The sequence below is a fragment of the Polaromonas sp. UBA4122 genome (assembly GCA_002381615.1).
In the GTDB taxonomy this organism is placed as follows: Bacteria; Pseudomonadota; Gammaproteobacteria; order Burkholderiales; family Burkholderiaceae_C; genus Polaromonas.
In genome coordinates this window covers 50,574-70,563 of the sequence record DFWY01000102.1, presented here as the reverse complement: position 1 = coordinate 70,563, position 19,990 = coordinate 50,574, and the positions used below count along the sequence as shown (strand labels likewise).

Sequence of the window (19,990 nt, the reverse complement as noted above, 5' to 3'; positions counted from 1 at the left end):
GTATAAGAGACAGCCTTTAGGGAATCCGTCTGGGGCCTGCTGCTGATCGTGGTCGTGATGGGCGGTATCTACACGGGCATCTTCACGCCTACAGAAGCCGCTGCGATGAGTGCCGTGTATGCATTTTTTGTGGCCGTTTTTGTTTACAAGGACTTGACGCTCAAGGACGTGCCGCGCGTACTGCTCAACTCGGCCAACATGAGCGCAATGCTGCTTTACATCATTACCAATGCGGTGATGTTCTCGTTTATTCTTGCCAACGAAAATATCCCGCAGGCGCTAGGCAACTGGATGATCGGGCAGGGGCTTGGAATGATTACCTTCCTGCTTGCATGCAATGTTATTTTGCTGGTTGCAGGCAACTTTATGGAGCCTTCGTCCATCGTGCTCATCTTTGCCCCGATTCTGTTTCCCGTTGCAATGCGGCTGGGCATTGACCCGGTGCATTTCGGCATCATGATGGTGGTGAACATGGAGGTTGGCATGTGCCACCCACCGGTAGGATTGAACCTGTACGTGGCCAGCGGTATCGCCAAGATGGGCATTACAGAACTTACGGTTGCAGTCTGGCCCTGGTTGCTGGCGATGCTCGGCTTCCTGGTGTTGGTGACTTACTATCCTCCGCTGACACTTTGGCTGCCACACCTGTTGCTCAAATAGACATCCCGGCAGCTGGTACCGTCCATCGGAATCACTCTCGCAGGCAAGTGCGAGATGAGGCGCTCCGCCTTGCCGCTGGTTTGCAGACGACAAGGCTGAAACGGGTGAGCGATGGCGCGTGCGGCGTTGCCCTGGACGATTGTGCTGATGCCGTTCCTGGTGATCATCACCTACGTACCGGCGATCACGCTGTTCCTGCCGAATCTGCTGTTCTGAGCGCCCGTTCGCCCGGCCATGAAGGTCGGCGTTGACGCGGATTGATAAGGTTTTTTGCCTACCGCCCTTATGAACAGGGCGGGATACGCTATCAAAATTGAAGTGTTCTACTCTCAGGGGACTGGTGTTTTTGGCGTGAAGTCGCAGAACTGCGACACGCCGCAGCGCCAGCACAAGGGCTTGCGTGCCGTGCACACATAGCGCCCGTGCAGTATCAGCCAGTGGTGCGCGTCCACCAGGTACTCAGCGGGGATGCGTTTGAGAAGCTTCAGTTCGACTTCCAGCGGGGTTTTGCCGGGTGCCAGCCCGGTGCGGTTGCTGACGCGGAATATGTGCGTATCGACCGCTATGGTGGCCTCGCCAAACGCGGAGTTGAGCACCACGTTGGCGGTTTTGCGGCCCACGCCGGGCAGGGCTTCGAGCGCTTCGCGGGTACGCGGCACCTGGCCGCCGTGCTGTTCAACCAGTATCTTGCAGGTTGCCAGCAGGTTTTTGGCTTTGGTGTGGTACAGGCCGATGGTCTTGATGTAGCCTTCCAGACCTTCCAGCCCCAAATCCAGAATGGCCTGCGGTGTGTTGGCCACTGGAAAGAGCCTGTGCGTGGCCTTGTTCACGCTCACGTCCGTGGCCTGCGCCGAGAGCAGCACGGCGACCAGCAGCTCGAATGCGCTCGTATACTCCAATTCGGTCACGGGCCGTGGGTTCGCCGCCTTCAAAGTGGCAAAAAACGGTTCTATGGTTTCCTTCTTCATGGATCAATTCTCCCATGCCACTGCCTACGACATTGCATTTTTCCGAGCGACTCAATAACGTCGAAACCTCTGCCATCCGCGAGCTCTTCAAACTGCTGGGAAAACCCGGCATCATCAGCTTTGCCGGCGGCTTTCCGGACAGCGCCATGTTTGACGTGGAGGGCATCCGCGAAGCCGTCAACGCCGCCCTGCTAGACGACCCCGGCGCGGCGCTGCAATACGGCGCCACCGAAGGCTACAACCCCCTGCGCGAGCAGCTTGCCGCCTTCATGGCCAGCAAGGGCGCGAAGGACGTGGCCCCTGAAGACCTGATCGTTACCACCGGCAGCCAGCAGGCGCTAGACCTGTTGGGCAAAACCATGATCAGCCCCGGCGACAAGGTCATTGTGGAAGGCCCCACCTTTCTGGCCACCATCCAGTGCTTCAGGCTGTATGGCGCAGAACTCATCAGCGCACCCATCGACGCCTACGGCGTGCAGACCGACAAGCTGGAGCAGCTCATTGCCGAGCACAAGCCCAAGTTTGTGTACCTCATACCCACCTTTGGCAACCCCAGCGGTGCGACGCTGAGCGCCGAGCGCCGCAAAAAGGTGCTGGAAATGGCCGTGAAATACCAGACGCTGATCGTGGAAGACGACCCCTATGGCGACCTGTATTTTGGCGAGGCCCCGCCGCCCAGCCTGCTGGCCATGAGCGCCAGCGTGCCGGGCAGCCGTGACCTGCTGGCCCATTGCGGCTCGCTGAGTAAAGTGCTGTCACCCGGACTGCGCGTAGGCTGGATGATTGCCCCGCCCGAGCTGCTGGCCAATGCCACCATGTGCAAACAGTTTAGCGACGCGCACACCAGCACCTTTGCCCAAGCCACCGCCGCGCAATATCTCAAAGCCGGCCGCATGCCCGCCACGCTCTCAAATGTGCGCAAGGTCTACGCCGAGCGCGCCCAGGCCATGGGCAACGCACTACGCAAAGAGCTGGGCGACGCGATTGAGTTTGTGCAGCCGCAGGGTGGCCTGTTTGTGTGGGCGCGCCTGACTGGCGCGGGTGGCAAGGTGAAAGACGGTGGCGAGCTGGCCAAACGCGCGATTGAGAAGGGTGTGGCCTTTGTGCCGGGGGCACCGTTTTATGCGTCGAATCCTGATCTCTCAACGTTGCGGCTGAGCTTTGCCACGGCGGATGTGGGGAAGATTGAGGAGGGCGTGAGGCGGTTGGCCCAAGCCGTGTGACCAGTGTTCCACTGTATAGTTAGATTATCCAAAGTTACCGAATTCAGATAACTTGCTATAAATTAGGTATCCATGGACCCCCGAACCAATCCCTACGCATAGCAACTCACTCCGAGGGTCTTCTTGCAGTACTGTCCTGCGAATAACCCGGTTTGAACCACGACCGGGATGTGCTTCAGGGCGCACAGCATTATTTTTAACTGACGACTCCAGAATTTTTGAGATGAGCCGTCTGCCAACCACATTGTTGCGAACCTTAAACTTGATAATGGTGGCAAGCAACCCCTAAGCCCATTTCTCATTGCGACGCACGAAGTGCAACTGGCGTTTGTTACATGCGCTGAATCCCTGATCGTGAACAATTGCTATCAAAGCAGCGTGATGGCCGCGTCCTGATAATGTCGCAGTCATCCAACCATTCGAGAGACCTGAACATGTCAAACACCATTCCCGTCACCTTGATCCCAGGGGACGGCATCGGCCCCGAAATCGTCGAGGCCACCCTGGCTGCGCTCGACGCGCTGCATGCCCCATTCGATTGGGACCGTCAGATCGCCGGCCTTGGCGGCATAAAGGCCGCGGGTGATCCCTTGCCAGCAGCCACGCTCGATAGCATCCGCCGCACCCGGCTGGCGCTCAAGGGTCCCCTTGAGACCCCTTCGGGCGGCGGCTACCGCTCGTCGAACGTGCGACTGCGCGAAGAGTTCCAGCTCTACGCCAACCTGCGCCCTGCCCGCACCATCATCCCGGGCGGCCGTTTCGACAAGATCGATCTGGTGGTGGTGCGCGAGAACCTCGAAGGCCTGTACATCGGTCATGAATACTACATCCCGATCGACGACGACCCACGTGCGGTGGCCATGGCCACCGGCATCAACACCCGGGCCGGTAGCCGGCGCCTGCTGGAATTCGCCTTTGAACATGCCGTTGCGACCGGGCGCAAGAAGGTCACGATCGTGCACAAGGCCAACATCATGAAGGCGCTGACCGGCATCTTCCTGGAAACCGGCATCGACCTGTACGAGCGCAAGTACAAGGGCCGCTTTGAACTCGAGACCGTGATCATTGATGCCTGCGCGATGAAACTGGTGATCAACCCCTGGCAATTCGACATGCTGGTCACCACCAACCTGTTCGGTGACATCCTGTCCGACCTGGTCGCCGGGCTGGTGGGCGGACTGGGCATGACGCCGGGCGCCAACATCGGGGCGGATGCGGCGATCTTTGAGGCCGTGCATGGTTCGGCCCCGGATATCGCGGGCAAGGGCATTGCCAATCCAATCGCCTTGATGCTGGCAGCCGCGATGATGCTCGATCACTGCAAGCTACCCGAGTTGGCGGTTCGCCTGCGGCAGGCCATCGACGAAACGCTGAATGTCGACAAGGTGCGCACCGGCGACCTCGGCGGCAACGCCAGCACCGCCGCGTTCACGAAGGCACTGGTCAGCCGGATCGGGAACAGCTGAACTTCCGCGCCGGCAGCGCGGCGATGAAGCGGTTATTACCGGCCTGTTTGTCATGTACCGCCATCGTGGCCAGCAGGGCAAAGGCGGCGCGGCGCACAAATTCGTCTTTGTGCGCAGCCCATGCCGCCACTTTGCGCCAGGCCAGTGGCGAGGCGAGGAACGCGCTGCCGTAGACCTGGTCGCACACGTCCGACGACGTGAAGCCTTTGGCCCACGCATCCATCTGGCGCGATGTGAGCCGCGCGGGCTCGGCCACCATGCCGGCTACGCTGCGGGCAGCAGGAATGCCGGTTAGCTTTGCACAGGCGATCCTGTACCATTGAAGCTGCAGGGCTACGATCAACGATCGCCACCGCATTGGGCGTGTCTGGCGACATATCCGCAGGAGGCATCCATGCCACAACTCATCGCATCGGTCCAAGGTGTCGAAGTCAAGCACGTTTATCTGAAAAATAACCGGACGACGCTTGGCCGCATGCCTCACAACGACATTGTGTTTGACAACATGGTCGTCAGTGGCGAGCACTGCGTGTTTGAGCTCCGGGGGATTGCGGATGTGTACATCGAAGACCTCGGCAGTACCAACGGCACCTACGTCAACGCTCAGATGATCAAAACCCGGCAGCTGCTTCGGGATAACGACATCATCACCATCGGTAATTTCAGGGTTCAGTTCCTGGCGGCCTCAAAGCGCGAGCAGCCCGGCACCGAAAAAAAGACAATGGCCATGCCGCTGGATGCCCTTGGCCTTCCAGGCACCAGCGGCGTGCTGCTGGCCAGTCTTAAAATGCTGTCGGGCGCTTCTGCCGGGCTGGAGGTTCCGGTGGTCAAGGCGGTGACGACTTTTGGCCAGCCGGGTGTTGCCGTCGTGTCCATCTCGCACCGACGTGACGGCTACTACGTGGCACACGTGAATGGCCAAACGCTGCCCACACTCAATGGCAAACCCATTGGACCGCAGGCGATTGCCTTGGCCCACAACGATGTGCTGAATCTGGCGGGCACCGAGATGGCGTTTTTACTCAAGGGCAAATGATCCTGCAGGCGACCCGGAAAATGGCGTTGCTCGTGCGCTGACTCCGCTATAACTCCATGATGAAAAAAAATCCGTCAAGCAGCGGGCTCGTTTATTCCACTGACGCCGGAAGAATGTGCCCCGAGTGCCGCAAGCCCATGGCGGGATGCATTTGCAGGCAGGTTCAAGCGCTTCCAAAATCAGATGGGTGGGTGCGTGTCTCCAGAGAGAGCAAAGGCCGCGGTGGAAAGACGGTGACGCTGGTGAAGGGGCTGGCGCTGGATGCGCTGGCCTTGGCCCAACTGGGCAAGCAGCTCAAGGCGGCGTGCGGCTCCGGTGGCACCGTGAAAGACGGCGTGATTGAAGTGCAGGGTGATCACTGCGAGGTGGTCATGCAGGCGCTGCAAAAGCAGGGCCATGCCGTCAAGCGGGCCGGAGGGTAGTTTGAACCCCGAAGACCTGCAGCGGCTGGTGACGCTGGAAATGCCCTACGGCAAATACAAGGGGCGACTGATGGCCGACTTGCCCGGCCACTACCTGAACTGGTTTGCCCGCGAAGGCTTTCCGAAGGGCGACATCGGGCGCCTGCTGGCGCTGATGCAGGAGATAGATCACAACGGCCTGTCGTCGCTGCTGGAGCCATTGCGCAAGCGCTAGGCCGGTGTGAATCAGGTTGCTATGTTAATGATAGCTGGTTGTGCCCGTCTTTATTGGGCAAAAGGCCTTTTTTCCTTGAGGAACTAGCCTTGAGGGCGGAGTTGCCGCGGGGCCGCCGGGCTGACGGAGAAGTTCCTTGACTACAGCACCTTGCTCAGGAACTTGCGCGTGCGCTCTTCCTGGGGCCGGTCAAAGATGTCGGCGGGTGATCCTTCTTCGACCACCAGACCTTCGTCGATGAACAAGACGCGATCAGCCACCTGGCGTGCAAAGCCCATCTCGTGCGTGACGACCACCATGGTCATGCCTTCCTCGGCCAGGGCTTGCATGACGGCCAGCACCTCGCCGACCATTTCAGGGTCCAGCGCAGAGGTGGGTTCGTCAAACAGCATGATGCGCGGCTGCATGGCCAGCGCCCGCGCAATGGCAACGCGCTGCTGCTGACCGCCAGACAGCTGGTTGGGATAGGCGTCAATCTTGTCGAGCAGCCCGACCTTGTCCAGCAATTCGGTGGCGCGGATACGGGCTTGCGCTGCGGTGAGGCCTCGCACTTTGGTGGGGGCCAGCGTGATGTTTTCAAGCACGGTTTTGTGCGGGAAAAGATTGAAGCGTTGAAACACCATGCCGATTTCCGAGCGCAGGGCATCGACATCGGTTTTGGGTTCATGCACCGACACGCCATGCACCAGTACCTGCCCACCGGAAGCGTCTTCCAGGCCGTTCAGGCACCTGAGAAAGGTACTCTTGCCCGAACCCGAGGGTCCAATGACACAAACAACTTCTGATGCCTTGATGGTGCAGTCAATACCGCGCAGCACCGGAAGGAGACCAAACTGCTTGGTCAATTTATCAACGCGAATCACCACGTCCATAGCGATCCTCCAATTTCTTTACAGCGTAGGCAAGGCCCAGCGTCAGCACCCAGTACATGAGCGAAATCGTGAGGTAGGGCTCCCAGTAGCGCGAATAAGCACCGGCCACGGTTCGTGCGGCATAAGCCAGTTCTGCCAGACCAATCGCTGAAATCAGTGACGAGTCCTTGAGCAGCGAGATGGCATTGTTGCCCAGCGGCGGCAGCATTCTGCGAAACGCCTGCGGCAGCACGATGTGGTACATGGTTCGCGGGAACGACATGCCTAGCGAACGCGAAGCTTCGACCTGGCCGCGGTCAATCGACTGGATACCCGCCCGGAAAATCTCGGAAATATAGGCGCCCGCATTCAGGGTGAGGGCCACCACGCCCGACAGGAAGGCGCCGTGGTTTTGTTTGAGGTTGCGCGCGGCTTCACCCGAAATCAACAAGCCATCAGTCTGGTTGATAAACAGCGGCAACACCGCAAAGTGAATCAGCAGAATCTGCACAAACAGTGGCGTGCCGCGGAAAAAGCTGACATACACCGAGGAAGGCCAGCGCAAGGCATACTTGCAGAGCTGCCTGGCGGGCGAGTGGCGTGCTTCGGACACGCGCGCCAAGCCTACCGCCAGGCCCAGCGCCGTGCCCTGCACGATGCAGATCAGTGTGACGGTGATGGTCATTTGCAGGCCGCGCCAGAACAGCACGGCGTATTCTGAAATGATGTCGGCACGAAACCAGCCGAACCAGAGAACTTGTTCCATACCGAAAGCGCTGCCCGGCAATTATTGGGCTGGCAGTACCGGCGCTTCAGCCAGGAACCATTTTTTGTAGATCTGCGCGTAGCTTCCGTCTGCCTTGATGGCGGCCAGTCCGGTATTGAGTTTGTCCAGCAGCGCCTTGTTGCCCTGCTTGACGACGATGCCGAAATACTCTTTGGGAAAGCTTGGGTCGTTCACGGTTTTGAGCTGCTTGTGTTCTTGAGCGCGGAAGGCAATGACGCCGTTGTCTCCGATGGCTGCGTCCAGGCCGCCGTTGGCCAGCTCGGAAATCACCACGGGCGTGCTCTCAAAGCGGCGAATATCGGGATTGGTTTTACCGAATTCGCGCGATGCGGTGTCGTCGCCCGTGCAGCCTGTGACGACGCCGATTTTTTTGCCGGCGAGGTCTTTCAGGTTTTTGGCGGTGCTGTCCTTGTGCACGGCGATCAGCTGGCGGGCCTCAAAGTAGGGCGTGGTGAAGTCATACGACTGCTTGCGCTTGTCGTTGATGGTCACGCCGGAAATGACGAGGTCAACATCGCCGTTGTTGAGGGCCGCGAAGATGCCGGTCCATGGCGTGTTCACGATCTTGATCTGCAGGCCGGCTTTTTGAGCGACGGCCTTGATGATGTCCACGTCATAACCCATGATTTCCTTGCTCGGGCTTTCATACGCAAAGGGGCGGTAGGTGGCGCTTGAACCGACGACCAGTTCCTTGTTCTGGGCATGGACGCTGCCCAGCGCGAGTGTGAGCATGCCGGCCGTAGCCACGATTTTGTGCAGGAGATTCATTGTTGCGTCCAAGGGATTAGTGAGAAAAATGGCTAAACATCCCGATAAAGGACGAAAACTGAAGTCCGCCAATGGTAACGCCTGTAACCGCCCCGCCGGCGCACTTTGGGCTGCATCTGGACCGCTTGGCAAAGAGCGCTCATAAACCCATATTGCCGCAGGTTTTGTGAAAATCGCCACGTCTGCGCTATGCCTTTTTTCCCCCCTTAGAGTTCCGGGAAAACAGGCAAAATCCTGTTTTGATAGCGCTTAAGGCGCTGCCGCTGAATTGACACGAGCAGCGTTCTGTGACTCACTGGTGCAGCCTGACTGTGGCGCGTGTTCCTGGGGTCGCGCCCCCAAAAAAATTGGAGGACAACATCATGGACCTGACGATATGGCTGATGACGGTGCTGGGCGTAGCCGTGGGCGCGCTTGCAGGCACCTTGCTCTACGCCTGGTGGTTGCGGCGCAAAGCCAGCGCCAGGCTGCGCTGGCCCGTCAAGTGGCCACTGGGCGCGCGCGGGCTGGTGAGCACCGACGAGCGCGACGTATGGAAGTGGCTGCGCCATACCTTTCATGAGCATGCTGTGCTGGTCAAGGTCCCGGTTCTGCGCTTCACCACTCCGCTGGACAAGGAAAAGGGCAAGGCCAATAGCGAGCGATGGCGGGCGCTGCTCAACGAGGTTTATACGACATTCACCGTCTGCACAGCGGATGGCAAGGTAGTGGGTTGTGTGGATGTTCCAGGCAAGCGCGGCCTGAGCGAAGCCAACCGCGAATTGAAGGAAGCGCTGCTTTCGGACTGTGGAATCGCCTACACCGTTGTTCGCGGTAACCATCTGCCCGCCGGCAGCGCCATGCGTGCCGCCTTTCTGGGAGAAATTCCGGTCGAACAGGTGCAAGAGAGCCAGGATACGCGCGGCGGAAGCAGCAGTTTCCATGCGGATCTGGCCGCCTTTACCCAGAAGCAGATGACAGCGACCAAAGAAGCTGCGCTGAATGAGCTTAACAAGGATGCCCAGGGGGCGGCGCAGCCTGTCAGTAACCGCAAGGTCGGTTTTAACCTCGACGGTACCAGCTCGACCAGGGTTTCAGACAAGCCCGACCGGCTTGCCGGGCAATGGGAAGACTCGTTCATTCAACCCTCTGACACCCGGCCGGCCAGGCTTGAATAAGGAGACCTCGATGAGCGCTGCTCAGGCCAGCGGCAGGTCGCAGACCCGGTGGCCTGAGCCCAATGCGACTGAGTTGTCGGCACCACAACGCTCGCGCGCCTCGTGCCGGAGAAAGGCCGGGGTGGGCGTCGCCCGCCTTATTCCATGAGTTCCAGCAAGCGGTTCAGCCCGCCCTCGTTGATGGCGACCATCGCCTGCTCGCGTACCTTGGGCTTGGCGTGATAGGCCACTGACAGCCCGGCCATGCCCATCATGGGCAGGTCGTTGGCGCCGTCGCCTATGGCAATGGCTTGCTTTGGCGTTATGCTCAGTTGCTCGCAGGTTTGCAGCAGCATCTTGCGTTTTTCTTCGCCATCGCAAATGTCGCCCCAGGCTTGGTCCACCATTTTTCCGGTCAGCAGTCCTTCCTTGACTTCCAGCACGTTGGAGCGGGTGTAGTCAATGTCCAGTTGGTCGCGAACACGGTCGGTGAAAAAAGTGAATCCCCCGCTAACCAACAGAGTCTTCAGGCCGGCGGCCTTGCAGGCCCGCACCAATTCTGTGGCGCCCGGGTTGAGCTTCAGGCGCTGGCGGTAAACCTTGTCCATGCTGGCCACGCTGACGCCCCTGAGCAGCGCCACGCGCTGGCGCAGGCTTTCCTTGTAGTCGGCAATTTCGCCGCGCATGGCGGCTTCGGTGATGGCGGCCACTTCGGCCTTGCGCCCTGCAGCGTCGGCAATTTCGTCCACGCACTCGATGTTGATGAGCGTGGAGTCCATGTCAAAGACGATCAGCTTGAAGTCGCTGAGCTTGAGGTCTGGCGTGATGACGTTGACGATGAGACCGGGGGAGATTTCAGCAGGAGTCATGCGGGGGTGGCTTGCGTTTTGGGTTGTCCGAGTGAGCGCAGCACGTCGCGCACCATTTGCGCGCGGTCTTTGGGATTTTCCAGCGCGCGCTCTATGCGCAGCTTGTCGTTGCCAGCCAGTTTGATGTGCCGGTTTTTCTGGATCAGGTGCATGATGGCCATGGAGTCGATGGGCGGGTCTTTTTTAAACGTGATGGTGATGGCGCCTGGTGCCGCATCGACCTTGACCACGCCATACGGCTTGGCGATGACGCGCAGGCGATGCACATCAATCAGCGTTTGGGCCTGCGGCGGCAATTTGCCAAAGCGGTCCACAATTTCCTCAAGCAGCGCATCGATTTGCTCGGTGTTTTTGGCAGTGGCCAGTTTCTTGTAGAAGCTCAGCCGCAAATGCACGTCACCGCAGTAGTCACTGGGCAAGAGCGCGGGAGCGTGCAGATTGATCTCGGTGGTCACGCTCAATGGCGAGAGCAGATCCGGCTCGCGACCGGCCTTGAGGGAGGCGACGGCCTCGTTGAGCATTTCGTTGTAAAGCTGAAACCCCACCTCCAGCATATTGCCGCTCTGGCTTTCACCCAGCACTTCACCCGTGCCGCGAATCTCCAGATCGTGCATGGCCAGGTAAAAGCCCGAGCCGAGCTCTTCCATTTGCTGGATCGCCTCCAGGCGCTGGCTGGCCTGTTTGGTCAGGCCTTCAAGGTCGGGCACCATCAGGTAGGCATAGGCCTGGTGGTGGCTGCGGCCGACGCGGCCGCGCAACTGGTGCAATTGCGCCAGGCCGAACTTGTCGGCGCGGCTCATCACGATGGTGTTGGCAGTCGGCACGTCAATGCCGGTTTCGATGATGGTGGAGCACAGCAGCAGGTTGTAGCGCTGGGCCACAAAATCTTTCATCACGCGCTCCAGTTCGCGCTCGGGCATCTGGCCGTGGGCCACGGCAATGCGCGCTTCTGGCAGCAGTTCTTCCAGCTTGGCGCGGCGGTTTTCAATCGTCTCCACCTCGTTGTGCAAAAAGTAAACCTGCCCGCCCCGCTTGAGTTCGCGCAACACGGCTTCGCGGATCACGCCGTTGCCTTCAGTGCGGACAAAGGTCTTGATCGCCAGGCGGCGCTGCGGGGCGGTGGCAATCACGCTGAGGTCGCGCAGGCCTTCAAGGGCCATGCCCAGCGTGCGCGGAATCGGCGTGGCGGTGAGCGTGAGGACGTCCACCTCGGCGCGTAGGGCTTTCATGGTTTCTTTGTGGCGCACCCCAAAACGGTGCTCTTCGTCAATGATGAGCAGGCCCAGCCGCTGGAACTTCACGTCCTGGCTCAGCAGCTTGTGGGTGCCCACCACAATGTCCACGCTGCCGTCGGCCAGACCCTTGATGTCGGCGGTAATTTCCTTGGCCGACCTGAAGCGGCTCATCTCGGCCACCTTGACGGGCCACTTGGAAAAGCGGTCCACCAGCGTCTGGTAGTGCTGTTCGGCCAGCAGCGTGGTGGGGGCCAGCAAGGCGACCTGCCTGCCCCCCGTGATGGCAATGAAGGCAGCGCGCAAGGCGACTTCGGTTTTTCCGAAACCCACATCGCCACAAATCAGCCGGTCCATGGGGCGTGGGCTGATCATGTCCTGGATCACCGCATGAATGGCCGCGCTCTGATCCGGCGTTTCATCAAAGCCGAACTCGTTGGCAAAGGCTTCATAGTCGCCCGGTGAATAGCGGAAAGCATGGCCTTCGCGTGCGGCGCGGCGGGCATAGATGTTCAGCAGCTCGGCAGCAGAGTCGCGTATCTGCTCGGCCGCCTTGCGCTTGGCTTTTTCCCACTGGCCGCTGCCCAGCCGGTGCAGCGGCGCTTCTTCGGCGCTCACGCCGGTGTAGCGGCTGATCAGGTGCAACTGGCTGACCGGCACATACAGCGTGGCCTTGTCGGCATATTCCAGGTGCAAAAACTCCTGGAGCGAGGGCGTTCCATCCGGGTTTTTTTCCTGGCCCAGGTCCATATTGATCAGGCCACGATAGCGGCCAATGCCATAGGCGCTGTGCACCACCGGGTCGCCGACGTTGAGTTCGGAGAGATCCTTGATCAATGCTTCGACGTCGCTGACTTGTTCCTGCTTTTTGTTGCGGCGCCGGGATGTGACGCCTGCGGCAAACAGTTCGGTCTCGGTGACGAAGTCAATGCCTTCTTCGAGCCAGCTGAAGCCGGTGTTCAGTGCTGCCGTGGCAATGCCCAGTTTCTCGTCGCTGGCCTGGAAGTCTTCGAGTGAATCAAACGCCGGTGGGCTGACATGGCTGGCGCGCAGGAAGTCGAGCAGGCTCTCGCGGCGGCCATCGCTTTCGGCGAGCAACAGCACGCGATGGGCGGTATTGCGAACATGGCCTTTGAAGCGGGCCAGGGGGTCTTCCGCGCCGCGCACCACCGCCATTTCACCCAGTTTTTGAAACTGGGCGTTGTCGGCAACGTCGTCTACCGTGCCGCGTAGTGCCAGCTGTGCATACTCATTGGCGCGTGCGTAAAACTGCTCGGTGCCCAGAAAAAGCGACTCGGGTGGCAGGGCGGGTCGGTCGGGCGCGTCCCGCACCAGCCGGTAGCGGTCTTTGGTGTCTTGCCAGAAGCGCTGGAAAGCCGGCTCCAGGTCGCCGTGCAACACGACCGTCGCCGATTTGTCAGTGGCAGAGCCAAAGTAGTCAAACACCGTGGCAGTTTCTTCGAAAAACAGCGGCAGGTAATACTCGATGCCGGCCGTGGCGACGCCATTGCCGATGTCTTTGTAGATGCGGCTTTTGGTCGGGTCGCCTTCCAGTAGTTCACGCCAGCGGCTGCGAAATTTGGCGCGCGCAGCGTCGTCCATCGGAAACTCGCGACCAGGCAGCAGGCGCACTTCCGGCACCGGATACAAGCTGCGCTGGCTGTCCGGGTCAAAGGTGCGGATGCTGTCGATCTCATCGTCAAAGAGATCCACACGATAAGGCACCGGGGAGCCCATGGGGAAAAGGTCAATCAGACCGCCGCGCACCGCGTATTCGCCGGGGCTCACCACCTGCGTGACGTGGCTGTAGCCCGCCAAGGTGAGTTGGGCTTTCAGCCGTGCTTCGTCGAGCTTTTGCTTGACCTTGAACTCGAAGGTATAGCCCGCCAGAAAGCTCGGGGGCGCCAGGCGGTACAGCGCGGTGGTGGCGGGCACGATGACAACGTCAGCGCCGGTTTCCTTGTCGCGCTGCGAGATGCGCCACAGGGTGGCCAGCCGTTCGCTGATGAGGTCCTGGTGCGGTGAGAACGTGTCATAGGGCAGGGTTTCCCAGTCGGGGAACAGGGCGCAGCGCAGTTCAGGCGCAAAAAACGCAATCTCGTCCATCAGGCGCTGGGCCGTGGTGGCATCCGACGTGATGATGGCGGTGAGTTTGCCTGCGGCTTTCTCGCGTTGCCCCAAGCGGGCCAGCAGCAACGCATCGGCAGAACCGGCAGGCTGGGGCAGGGTGTAGCGTTTGCCGGTAACGAGTGAGGGTAAATGCATGAATCAGTGCGCCATGAAGGTCAGGTCAAGGGTCAAGTCAAAGCTCGTAAAAACAATCAAAAAGTATGCGGCAAAAGCCGAGCACCCCAAACCATTCGGAGTGGGGTGCCTTGGGGTGCTCAATCATTGAGTTAAGCATCGATTTTAGAATCTATGATGAAGTGATGACGACAAACAGCGCCAATGCCCGTTTTTTTGCACTGATTCCTTGTGCGGGGCAGGGTAGCCGCGCTGGCGCGACTCTGGCCAAGCAATACCAGGTGATTGCCGGCCAACCCATGGTTTTGCACACGCTGGCGGCTTTTTCGACTGTTACCCGCCTGACCCGCACGCTCGTGGTGGTTGCGCCTGGCGAGCAGTTTTTTGACCAAGTGCCGGAACAGTCATTTGACGTGGCCGGGTGTGGCGGTGCCAGCCGGGCTGACAGTGTGCGCAATGGCCTCGAAGCGCTGGTCAAGTCTGGGGCGGGAACTCTCGACTGGGTTCTGGTGCACGATGCGGCCCGCTGCCTGGTGACCGCAGCGCAAATCAAGCAGTTGATCGATGCCTGTGAGCACGATGAGGTGGGGGGGCTGCTTGCGCATAAACTGCCGGACACCTTGAAGCGCGAAGCTGGCGGGCGCGTCGCCGCCACCCTGGACCGCAGCGACAAATGGCTGGCGCAGACGCCGCAGATGTTTCGTATCGGCACTTTGATGCGAGCGCTTGAAGCCGCTGGCGGGGCCGTCACCGACGAATCCAGCGCAATCGAGGCCTTGGGTCTGGCCCCAAAACTGGTGCCCGGCAGCGCGCAAAATTTCAAGGTCACTTACCCCGAAGACTTCGCGCTGGCGGAAGCGATTCTTCTTGACCGGGGCCGCGCGGGTTGATGCCACCGCCCGCTGAGTAAAAAACAATTTCTCAAGTCTACGTGAAAGCCCATGCCATGAATTCCACCCAGGTTCCCCAAGCCCCGCAGTTCCCACCTTTTCGGATTGGCGAAGGCTGGGACACGCACGCGCTGGTGCCCGGGCGCAAGCTCATCATTGGTGGCGTCGAGATTGAGCACACGTTGGGCTTGCTCGGTCATTCGGATGCCGATGTGCTGCTGCATGCAATCACCGACGCCCTGCTGGGCGCTGCCGGACTGGGTGACATAGGATCCCATTTTCCAGACACGGATGAGCGCTTCAAAGGTGCGGATTCTCTGGTGCTGCTGCTTGAGGTCGGGCGCCTGCTGGCCGTGCGGGGTCACAAAATTGGCAATATCGACAGCACCGTCGTGGCGCAGGCCCCCAAGCTTGCTGTGCACATTCCAGCGATGCGCGCGCGAATTGCAGGGGCTCTGGGTCTGGAGGTCGGGCAGGTCAATGTCAAAGCGAAAACCGCCGAGAAGCTGGGCCCGGTTGGGCAGGGCTTGAGCATGGAAGCCCGCGCCGTGGTGTTGCTGGTTTGATGCTACTATTTTAATAGCTGCTTACGACCGTCCTGCTTAGGCTAACGCCATATATTGCCATAAAACTTGGCGAAAAAACGGGTACGGGAGGTTCTAACTTCGGCGCAGCTTGATATGCGCAGCCAGCCCGCCTGAGCTCGTGTTGGCCAGACTGAACATACCGCCCATGCGTTGAATCGTTTTTTCGACAATCGCCAAGCCCAGGCCTGCCCCGGTGGCCGCAGTGCGCGCCGCATCACCCCGGAAAAATGGGCCTGTGAGCTTGGGGAGGATTTCCGGCGCCACGCCCCTGCCGTGATCGCGCACCTTGATCAGCACCCACTGGTCGCGGCTCCTGGCGGTGATATCGACCAGGGCGATGCCGGTTTCTGGCGATTTTCCATAGCGCCTGGCGTTTTCAAGCAGGTTGGAAATGACACGGGAAAGCTCGACCTGATCGGCCAGGATATCCATGTTCTCGGGAATGTTCACCGTCACGCGCATGTCTTCATAGTCGGCCACGGCGTACACCGCGGCGCCAATCACGGCATTCAGAGATACCGGCTCAAGGCGCGGCGGTTCGGGACGGGCGTAGTCCAGAAACTTGTCGATGATGGCGTCGAGTTGGGCGATGTCGGCGGCCATGTGCTCGCGTGCATCGAGGTCTGCCACGCTCATCTCGGTTTCCAGGCGCAGGCGTGCCAGTGGCGTGCGCAAATCGTGGGAAATACCGGCCAGCATGATGACGCGGTCCTGCTCAATTTTGGACAGCTGCTCGGCCATGCGGTTAAAGCCGATATTGACCTCCCGGATCTCGCTGGTCGCGACCTTCTCGTCGAGCCGGCTGGCGTCGAAATCGCCGTCGCGCATGCGGCTGGCCGCAAACGAAAGGTCCTTGAGCGGCCGGTTGATCAGGCGCGCGATGAAAGCCGCTCCGGCGAGCGACAAAGCAGCGGCAGTGATGAGCCAGATCACCCAGGTGCTGCTGCGGGAGGGGCCTACCTTGGACGCGTCGGTGAGCAGCCAATAGGAATCTCCCTCAATGGAAAAGCCGACCCACAAGCCCTTCTGGCCATTGACCGTGCTGGCTACAACGGTGCCGGCGCCCAGCCGGGCTTTGAGTTTCTCGGCGATGCGCTCGCCCAGCTCGTCGCTTTCGAACGCCTCGAACTTGTCCGTGGGTTCACGCTGCGTGATGCGTACCTGTTCCTCATCGGCCAGCGTCTTGATCAGCGATACACGGGCGATGGAGTCGGAGTAACGAAGCGCGGCACGGCTTAGGTTCACGAGCGATGCCAGTTGCTGCGCGCTTTGAACCGCGCGTGGCTCGGATTCCAGCGCGCGGAAGGTTTGCAGCCAGGCCACGATGGAGCCGAACAGCAGCAGCGCCAGAAAGAAAAAGGTCCGCCAGAACAGGCTGAAACCCCGGCGTGGACGCATCTCCAGCGGCGCTGGGGCAGTTTCAAGCGGAATCGGGTTGGTGGCGTCCATAAGAGGAGTGATCAGGCCTCAAGGGCGGAAAAATGGACATGAATTTCTGGGCGTAGCGATAACGCTGCGCCCATCAGTCGTGGCTGTCGGGGCGCACGGGCGCGCTCACGGTGCGGTCGGGTGCCGGTTTAGGGTTCAGCTGGTTCCGTCCGGTACAAAAACATAACCAACGCCCCACACGGTTTGTATGTAGCGGGGCACAGCAGCGTCCACCTCAATCAGTTTGCGCAGGCGCGACACTTGCACGTCCAGGCTGCGGTCAAAGGGCTCAAACTCGCGGCCGCGCGCCAGTTGCGCCAGCTTTTCGCGGGAAAGCGGCTGACGGGGGTGGCGCACCAAGGTTTTGAGCATGGCAAATTCGCCGGTGGTCAGGGGCAGCTCTTCACCATTTTTATGAAGGGTCCGCAGGCCCATGTCAAATGAAAATGGCCCGAAAGCAATCACTTCCTGGTCGCTGGAGGGTGCGCCAGGCACCTCTACTGCAGGCCGGCGGCGCAGCACGGCGTGGATGCGGGCCAGCAGCTCACGCGGGTTGAAAGGCTTGGCCAGGTAATCGTCGGCACCGACTTCCAGACCGACGATGCGGTCCACATCTTCGCCCTTGGCGGTGAGCATGATGATGGGGGTGCGGTCGTTGGCCGCGCGCAGGCGGCGGCAAATGGAGAGGCCGTCTTCGCCGGGCATCATCAGGTCGAGCACGATCAGGTCGACGGCGTCCCGCAGCATGATGCGGTTCAGCGCTTTGCTGTCTTCTGCGAGGATGACTTCAAAACCTTCCTGGGCCAGGTAGCGGCGTAACAGGTCGCGAATACGGGCGTCGTCATCAACAATCAGGATTTTGTCGGCGCGGGCAGTGGGTAGAGCTGGAGTCATAGTGGTTTTGTAATTTGTAACAGCGCCATTTTGAACGCTGAAAATCCGAGATGTCTCTTTTTTTAGTCACTTTGACACAATGTTACAAAAGTTGCGACTGAGTGCAAGTAGCACACAGAAGGGGAGTAGACGTTTCCTGGCTTCAAGGCGTTGTTGTAAAAAAGCCTTGAAACACCTCTGCGGGTTGGGTGCTGCAGTGCGCCAGGCTTTACCCTAAAAAACCAAGCCAATCATCCTCATGAAGCACCTAAAAACCATCGCTTCTTGTGCACTTGTGCTCGCCGCAACCTGTGCCCAAGCGGCCGGGCCGCTCCAGCTTTCTGTTGCCCAAGCCCGGCATTTGCTGGTATGCACCGATTTTGCGCCGGACCAGTCCGAGGTGGAGGCCTTGACAGGACAGTCCGCCAGGCTGCCTGTTTCGGGCTTGATTCGGAAGGCGCAAATGGCCACGCCGCTTTATCCGGCGCCTGCTTTCGCATCACAGCCGCCGCCCATTGGCAACAGCCCGCAAAATGCGAGCTACACGACCGATTTTCGTCAGCGCTACACCACCGTAGCCAGGGACTGGAAACTGGCTTCTCATTACCCGAAAGGTAAACAGCTTGATGCATACTACAAAATTAATAGCTGCTTGTGCCCTATTGGCGGGCGCTACGGGTGTTTTTGCTCAATCATTGCAGCGTGAACCCCCGCAGAATATGGCCCAGCTGTCAGCCAGCAGCTCGGTGGAGGTGCAGCAGGATATGCTGTCCATTTCAATGAACACCACACGCGATGGCCAGGATGCCGGCACGGTGCAAACCCAACTCAAGCAGGCTCTCGATACCGCGCTGGCCCAGGCCAAACAGGCCGCAATGCCCGGCCAGATGGAGGTGCGCACCGGCAATTTCAGCTTGTATCCGCGCTATGGCAAGGACGGCAAGATCAATGGCTGGCAAGGTTCCACCGAGTTGGTGCTGGAAGGCAAGGACTTCCCGCGCATCACCAGCACGGCCGGCAAGATCCAGACCCTGACCCTGGGCAACGTCAACTTTGCCTTGAGCCGCGAGCAGCGCGCCAAAGTGGAGGGTGAAGCCCAAAGCCTGGCGATTGAGCGCTTCAAGGCCAAAGCCGGCGAGATCGCCAAAAGCTTTGGCTTTGGCAGCTACACCTTGCGCGAGGTCGCTATCAATGCCAACGAGCAGGGCTATACGCCCCGCCCCCGCATGATGGCCACACAGGCCAAGGCCGAAATGTCGGATTCCCCCATCTCCGTGGAGGCCGGCAAGAGCACGGTGCTGGTCAATGTGTCCGGGTCGGTGCAAATGAGGTGATGCCCCTCTGGTGAATTCCTGAAAAACCAAGACGGCGCGTCGGGAAAAGCCGGGCTGAAAGGGTAGTTGGCTGACAGACTTCGGGCCCGGCCTTGCATATGCTTTGAGTATGAATTCCCCTGATGCCCCTGCAGAAGACGCCGCGCGTGGCGGACCTTTGTTTGTTGTTCTCAATGCAGGTTCAGGCCACCATAACGCGGACGATGAACAGCAGGTCATGGCCCGTGTTTTCAAGGAAGCCAGGCGCGAGTTCGAGTTCCTGCAGATCGGCGATCCTTCGCAGATCAAGGCGGTTGCGCTGCGCGCTGTCGAACTGGCGCAGGCACGGCGGGGTGTGGTTGTAGCGGCTGGTGGTGACGGCACCATCAATGCCGTGGCAAACGCCGTGCTGGGCAGCGGCTGCCCGTTCGGGGTCTTGCCTCAGGGTACCTTTAATTATTTTGGCCGGGTCAATGCGATTCCGCAGGATACCCAGGCTGCGGCTACCGCCCTTGTGGGCGCCAGCATCTCGCCTGTGCAGGTTGGGCAGGTGAACGGAAGGGTCTTTCTGGTCAATGCCAGCGTGGGTTTGTACCCTCAACTGCTGGAAGACCGGGAGGCCTGGAAGCAGCAGTTTGGGCGTAGCCGTTTTGTGGCCTTTGTTGCAAGCATCGCCACACTGCTGCAGGCGCGCAGGCAGCTCCACCTGCAGATCGAGTCCGCCGGTCAGGTGGTTGCGTTACGCACGCCCACGCTGTTCGTCGGCAACAACCATTTGCAGCTCGCTCGCGTCGGTATCGACGAAAAGGATGCCAACGCGGTGAATGCTGGCGAACTGGCGGGTATCGTGGTTCGCCCCATTGGTACGCTGGCACTGTTCGGATTGTTGTTGCGTGGCTTGGTGGGGCGCCTGGGTGATGCGGAGAATGTCGACAGTTTTGCGTTCCGCCGTCTGACGGTCACGCCGAAAGGCCGTAAACGCATCAAGGTGGCCACCGACGGGGAGATCACCTGGATGCAGAC

General features: G+C 60.0%; 20 protein-coding genes and 1 pseudogene. 12 read left to right on the top strand and 9 right to left on the bottom strand.

Features of this window, described 5'->3' with window-relative positions; translation table 11 throughout:
• Nucleotides 1-9: 9 nt before the first annotated feature.
• Nucleotides 10-660 (top strand): annotated as a pseudogene (locus B3F77_RS13920) (TRAP transporter large permease); the annotation flags it as partial.
• A gap of 329 nt (nt 661-989) precedes the next feature.
• Here the strand turns inward: B3F77_RS13920 and nth are convergent.
• Nucleotides 990-1,628: an endonuclease III gene (gene nth / locus B3F77_RS13915; RefSeq protein WP_293605524.1), complete on the bottom strand. Its 639-nt coding sequence runs from the start codon at nt 1,626-1,628 to the stop codon at nt 990-992.
• Nucleotides 1,629-1,660: 32 nt separating this feature from the next.
• Between nth and B3F77_RS13910 the strand changes: the two genes are divergently transcribed.
• Both B3F77_RS13910 and B3F77_RS13905 read left to right on the top strand, forming a co-directional pair.
• A complete protein-coding gene (locus B3F77_RS13910; RefSeq protein ID WP_293605553.1) occupies nt 1,661-2,851 on the top strand; it encodes a PLP-dependent aminotransferase family protein in 1,191 nt (396 codons plus the stop codon).
• A gap of 434 nt (nt 2,852-3,285) precedes the next feature.
• Nucleotides 3,286-4,317, top strand: coding sequence for an isocitrate/isopropylmalate dehydrogenase family protein (locus B3F77_RS13905; protein WP_293605523.1), 1,032 nt, complete (start codon nt 3,286-3,288; stop codon nt 4,315-4,317).
• Here the strand turns inward: B3F77_RS13905 and B3F77_RS13900 are convergent.
• On the bottom strand, nt 4,295-4,660 hold the full coding sequence (locus B3F77_RS13900) for a DNA alkylation repair protein (RefSeq protein WP_293605522.1): 366 nt from the start codon (nt 4,658-4,660) through the stop codon (nt 4,295-4,297). The genes B3F77_RS13905 and B3F77_RS13900 overlap by 23 nt on opposite strands.
• Nucleotides 4,661-4,711: 51 nt before the next feature.
• Here B3F77_RS13900 and B3F77_RS13895 point away from each other — a divergent pair, with 51 nt between their 5' ends.
• From B3F77_RS13895 to B3F77_RS13885, 3 genes are read left to right on the top strand one after another with little or no spacing between them, the layout of a single operon-like run.
• Entirely contained in the window at nt 4,712-5,353 is a 642-nt protein-coding gene (locus B3F77_RS13895) for an FHA domain-containing protein (protein ID WP_293605521.1), read from the top strand.
• A gap of 59 nt (nt 5,354-5,412) precedes the next feature.
• Nucleotides 5,413-5,775, top strand: a complete 363-nt coding sequence (locus B3F77_RS13890; protein ID WP_293605520.1) for a translation initiation factor Sui1 — start codon at nt 5,413-5,415, stop codon at nt 5,773-5,775.
• Between the two features lies 1 nt (nt 5,776).
• Nucleotides 5,777-5,989 (top strand): DUF3820 family protein, encoded by a 213-nt coding sequence (locus B3F77_RS13885; protein ID WP_293605519.1) that lies wholly within the window; start codon nt 5,777-5,779, stop codon nt 5,987-5,989.
• Nucleotides 5,990-6,129: 140 nt separating this feature from the next.
• Here the strand turns inward: B3F77_RS13885 and B3F77_RS13880 are convergent, their stop codons facing one another.
• The 3 genes from B3F77_RS13880 to B3F77_RS13870 are packed head-to-tail and all read right to left on the bottom strand — an operon-like array spanning nt 6,130 to nt 8,395.
• Nucleotides 6,130-6,852, bottom strand: coding sequence for an amino acid ABC transporter ATP-binding protein (locus B3F77_RS13880; RefSeq protein ID WP_414703016.1), 723 nt, complete (start codon nt 6,850-6,852; stop codon nt 6,130-6,132).
• Nucleotides 6,839-7,606, bottom strand: coding sequence for an amino acid ABC transporter permease (locus tag B3F77_RS13875; RefSeq protein WP_293605517.1), 768 nt, complete (start codon nt 7,604-7,606; stop codon nt 6,839-6,841). The genes B3F77_RS13880 and B3F77_RS13875 overlap by 14 nt, the downstream gene beginning before the upstream one ends.
• A gap of 21 nt (nt 7,607-7,627) precedes the next feature.
• A complete protein-coding gene (locus B3F77_RS13870; RefSeq protein ID WP_293605516.1) occupies nt 7,628-8,395 on the bottom strand; it encodes a basic amino acid ABC transporter substrate-binding protein in 768 nt (255 codons plus the stop codon).
• Between the two features lie 362 nt (nt 8,396-8,757).
• Here B3F77_RS13870 and B3F77_RS13865 point away from each other — a divergent pair, with 362 nt between their 5' ends.
• Nucleotides 8,758-9,552, top strand: a complete 795-nt coding sequence (locus tag B3F77_RS13865) for a DUF2726 domain-containing protein (RefSeq protein WP_293605515.1) — start codon at nt 8,758-8,760, stop codon at nt 9,550-9,552.
• A 137-nt stretch (nt 9,553-9,689) separates the two neighbouring features.
• On the opposite strand, the gene serB is transcribed toward B3F77_RS13865, so the two are convergent.
• A complete protein-coding gene (gene serB / locus B3F77_RS13860; protein ID WP_293605514.1) occupies nt 9,690-10,400 on the bottom strand; it encodes a phosphoserine phosphatase SerB in 711 nt (236 codons plus the stop codon).
• Complete coding sequence (mfd, locus tag B3F77_RS13855) at nt 10,397-13,897, bottom strand: transcription-repair coupling factor (protein ID WP_293605513.1); 3,501 nt, start codon at nt 13,895-13,897, stop codon at nt 10,397-10,399. Before mfd ends, serB begins: the two co-directional genes overlap by 4 nt.
• Nucleotides 13,898-14,061: 164 nt before the next feature.
• Here mfd and ispD point away from each other — a divergent pair, with 164 nt between their 5' ends.
• Nucleotides 14,062-14,766 carry a 2-C-methyl-D-erythritol 4-phosphate cytidylyltransferase gene (gene ispD, locus B3F77_RS13850; RefSeq protein WP_293605512.1) on the top strand — a complete coding sequence of 235 codons (705 nt, stop codon included), beginning with the start codon at nt 14,062-14,064 and terminating at the stop codon, nt 14,764-14,766.
• Nucleotides 14,767-14,822: 56 nt separating this feature from the next.
• Nucleotides 14,823-15,332 carry a 2-C-methyl-D-erythritol 2,4-cyclodiphosphate synthase gene (ispF, locus tag B3F77_RS13845; protein WP_293605511.1) on the top strand — a complete coding sequence of 170 codons (510 nt, stop codon included), beginning with the start codon at nt 14,823-14,825 and terminating at the stop codon, nt 15,330-15,332.
• 93 nt (nt 15,333-15,425) lie between these two features.
• Here ispF and B3F77_RS13840 read toward each other — a convergent pair whose 3' ends face one another.
• On the bottom strand, nt 15,426-16,802 hold the full coding sequence (locus tag B3F77_RS13840) for a sensor histidine kinase (RefSeq protein ID WP_293605510.1): 1,377 nt from the start codon (nt 16,800-16,802) through the stop codon (nt 15,426-15,428).
• Nucleotides 16,803-16,937: 135 nt separating this feature from the next.
• On the bottom strand, nt 16,938-17,675 hold the full coding sequence (gene ompR / locus B3F77_RS13835) for a two-component system response regulator OmpR (protein ID WP_293605509.1): 738 nt from the start codon (nt 17,673-17,675) through the stop codon (nt 16,938-16,940).
• Nucleotides 17,676-18,117: 442 nt separating this feature from the next.
• On the opposite strand from ompR, the gene B3F77_RS13830 reads away from it, so the two are divergent.
• The 3 genes from B3F77_RS13830 to B3F77_RS13820 form a co-directional block, all read left to right on the top strand.
• The gene (locus tag B3F77_RS13830) at nt 18,118-18,360 is read left to right on the top strand and encodes a hypothetical protein (protein ID WP_293605556.1); all 243 of its coding nucleotides are present in this window, start codon (nt 18,118-18,120) and stop codon (nt 18,358-18,360) included.
• Entirely contained in the window at nt 18,281-18,988 is a 708-nt protein-coding gene (locus B3F77_RS13825; protein ID WP_293605508.1) for an SIMPL domain-containing protein, read from the top strand. Before B3F77_RS13830 ends, B3F77_RS13825 begins: the two co-directional genes overlap by 80 nt.
• 109 nt (nt 18,989-19,097) lie before the next feature.
• Nucleotides 19,098-19,990 (top strand): diacylglycerol/lipid kinase family protein (locus B3F77_RS13820; RefSeq protein ID WP_293605507.1); only part of this gene is annotated, 893 nt, incomplete at its 3' end.

Coding starts and splice junctions, on each gene's coding strand:
- nth (WP_293605524.1), bottom strand. CDS start 1,628: ATGAAGAAGGAAACCATAGAACCGTTTTTTGCCACTTTGAAGGCGGCG.
- B3F77_RS13905 (WP_293605523.1), top strand. CDS start 3,286: ATGTCAAACACCATTCCCGTCACCTTGATCCCAGGGGACGGCATCGGC.
- B3F77_RS13895 (WP_293605521.1), top strand. CDS start 4,712: ATGCCACAACTCATCGCATCGGTCCAAGGTGTCGAAGTCAAGCACGTT.
- B3F77_RS13890 (WP_293605520.1), top strand. CDS start 5,413: ATGAAAAAAAATCCGTCAAGCAGCGGGCTCGTTTATTCCACTGACGCC.
- B3F77_RS13875 (WP_293605517.1), bottom strand. CDS start 7,606: ATGGAACAAGTTCTCTGGTTCGGCTGGTTTCGTGCCGACATCATTTCA.
- B3F77_RS13870 (WP_293605516.1), bottom strand. CDS start 8,395: ATGAATCTCCTGCACAAAATCGTGGCTACGGCCGGCATGCTCACACTC.
- B3F77_RS13865 (WP_293605515.1), top strand. CDS start 8,758: ATGGACCTGACGATATGGCTGATGACGGTGCTGGGCGTAGCCGTGGGC.
- serB (WP_293605514.1), bottom strand. CDS start 10,400: ATGACTCCTGCTGAAATCTCCCCCGGTCTCATCGTCAACGTCATCACG.
- mfd (WP_293605513.1), bottom strand. CDS start 13,897: ATGCATTTACCCTCACTCGTTACCGGCAAACGCTACACCCTGCCCCAG.
- ispD (WP_293605512.1), top strand. CDS start 14,062: ATGACGACAAACAGCGCCAATGCCCGTTTTTTTGCACTGATTCCTTGT.
- ispF (WP_293605511.1), top strand. CDS start 14,823: ATGAATTCCACCCAGGTTCCCCAAGCCCCGCAGTTCCCACCTTTTCGG.
- B3F77_RS13840 (WP_293605510.1), bottom strand. CDS start 16,802: ATGGACGCCACCAACCCGATTCCGCTTGAAACTGCCCCAGCGCCGCTG.
- ompR (WP_293605509.1), bottom strand. CDS start 17,675: ATGACTCCAGCTCTACCCACTGCCCGCGCCGACAAAATCCTGATTGTT.
- B3F77_RS13830 (WP_293605556.1), top strand. CDS start 18,118: ATGGCCACGCCGCTTTATCCGGCGCCTGCTTTCGCATCACAGCCGCCG.
- B3F77_RS13825 (WP_293605508.1), top strand. CDS start 18,281: ATGCATACTACAAAATTAATAGCTGCTTGTGCCCTATTGGCGGGCGCT.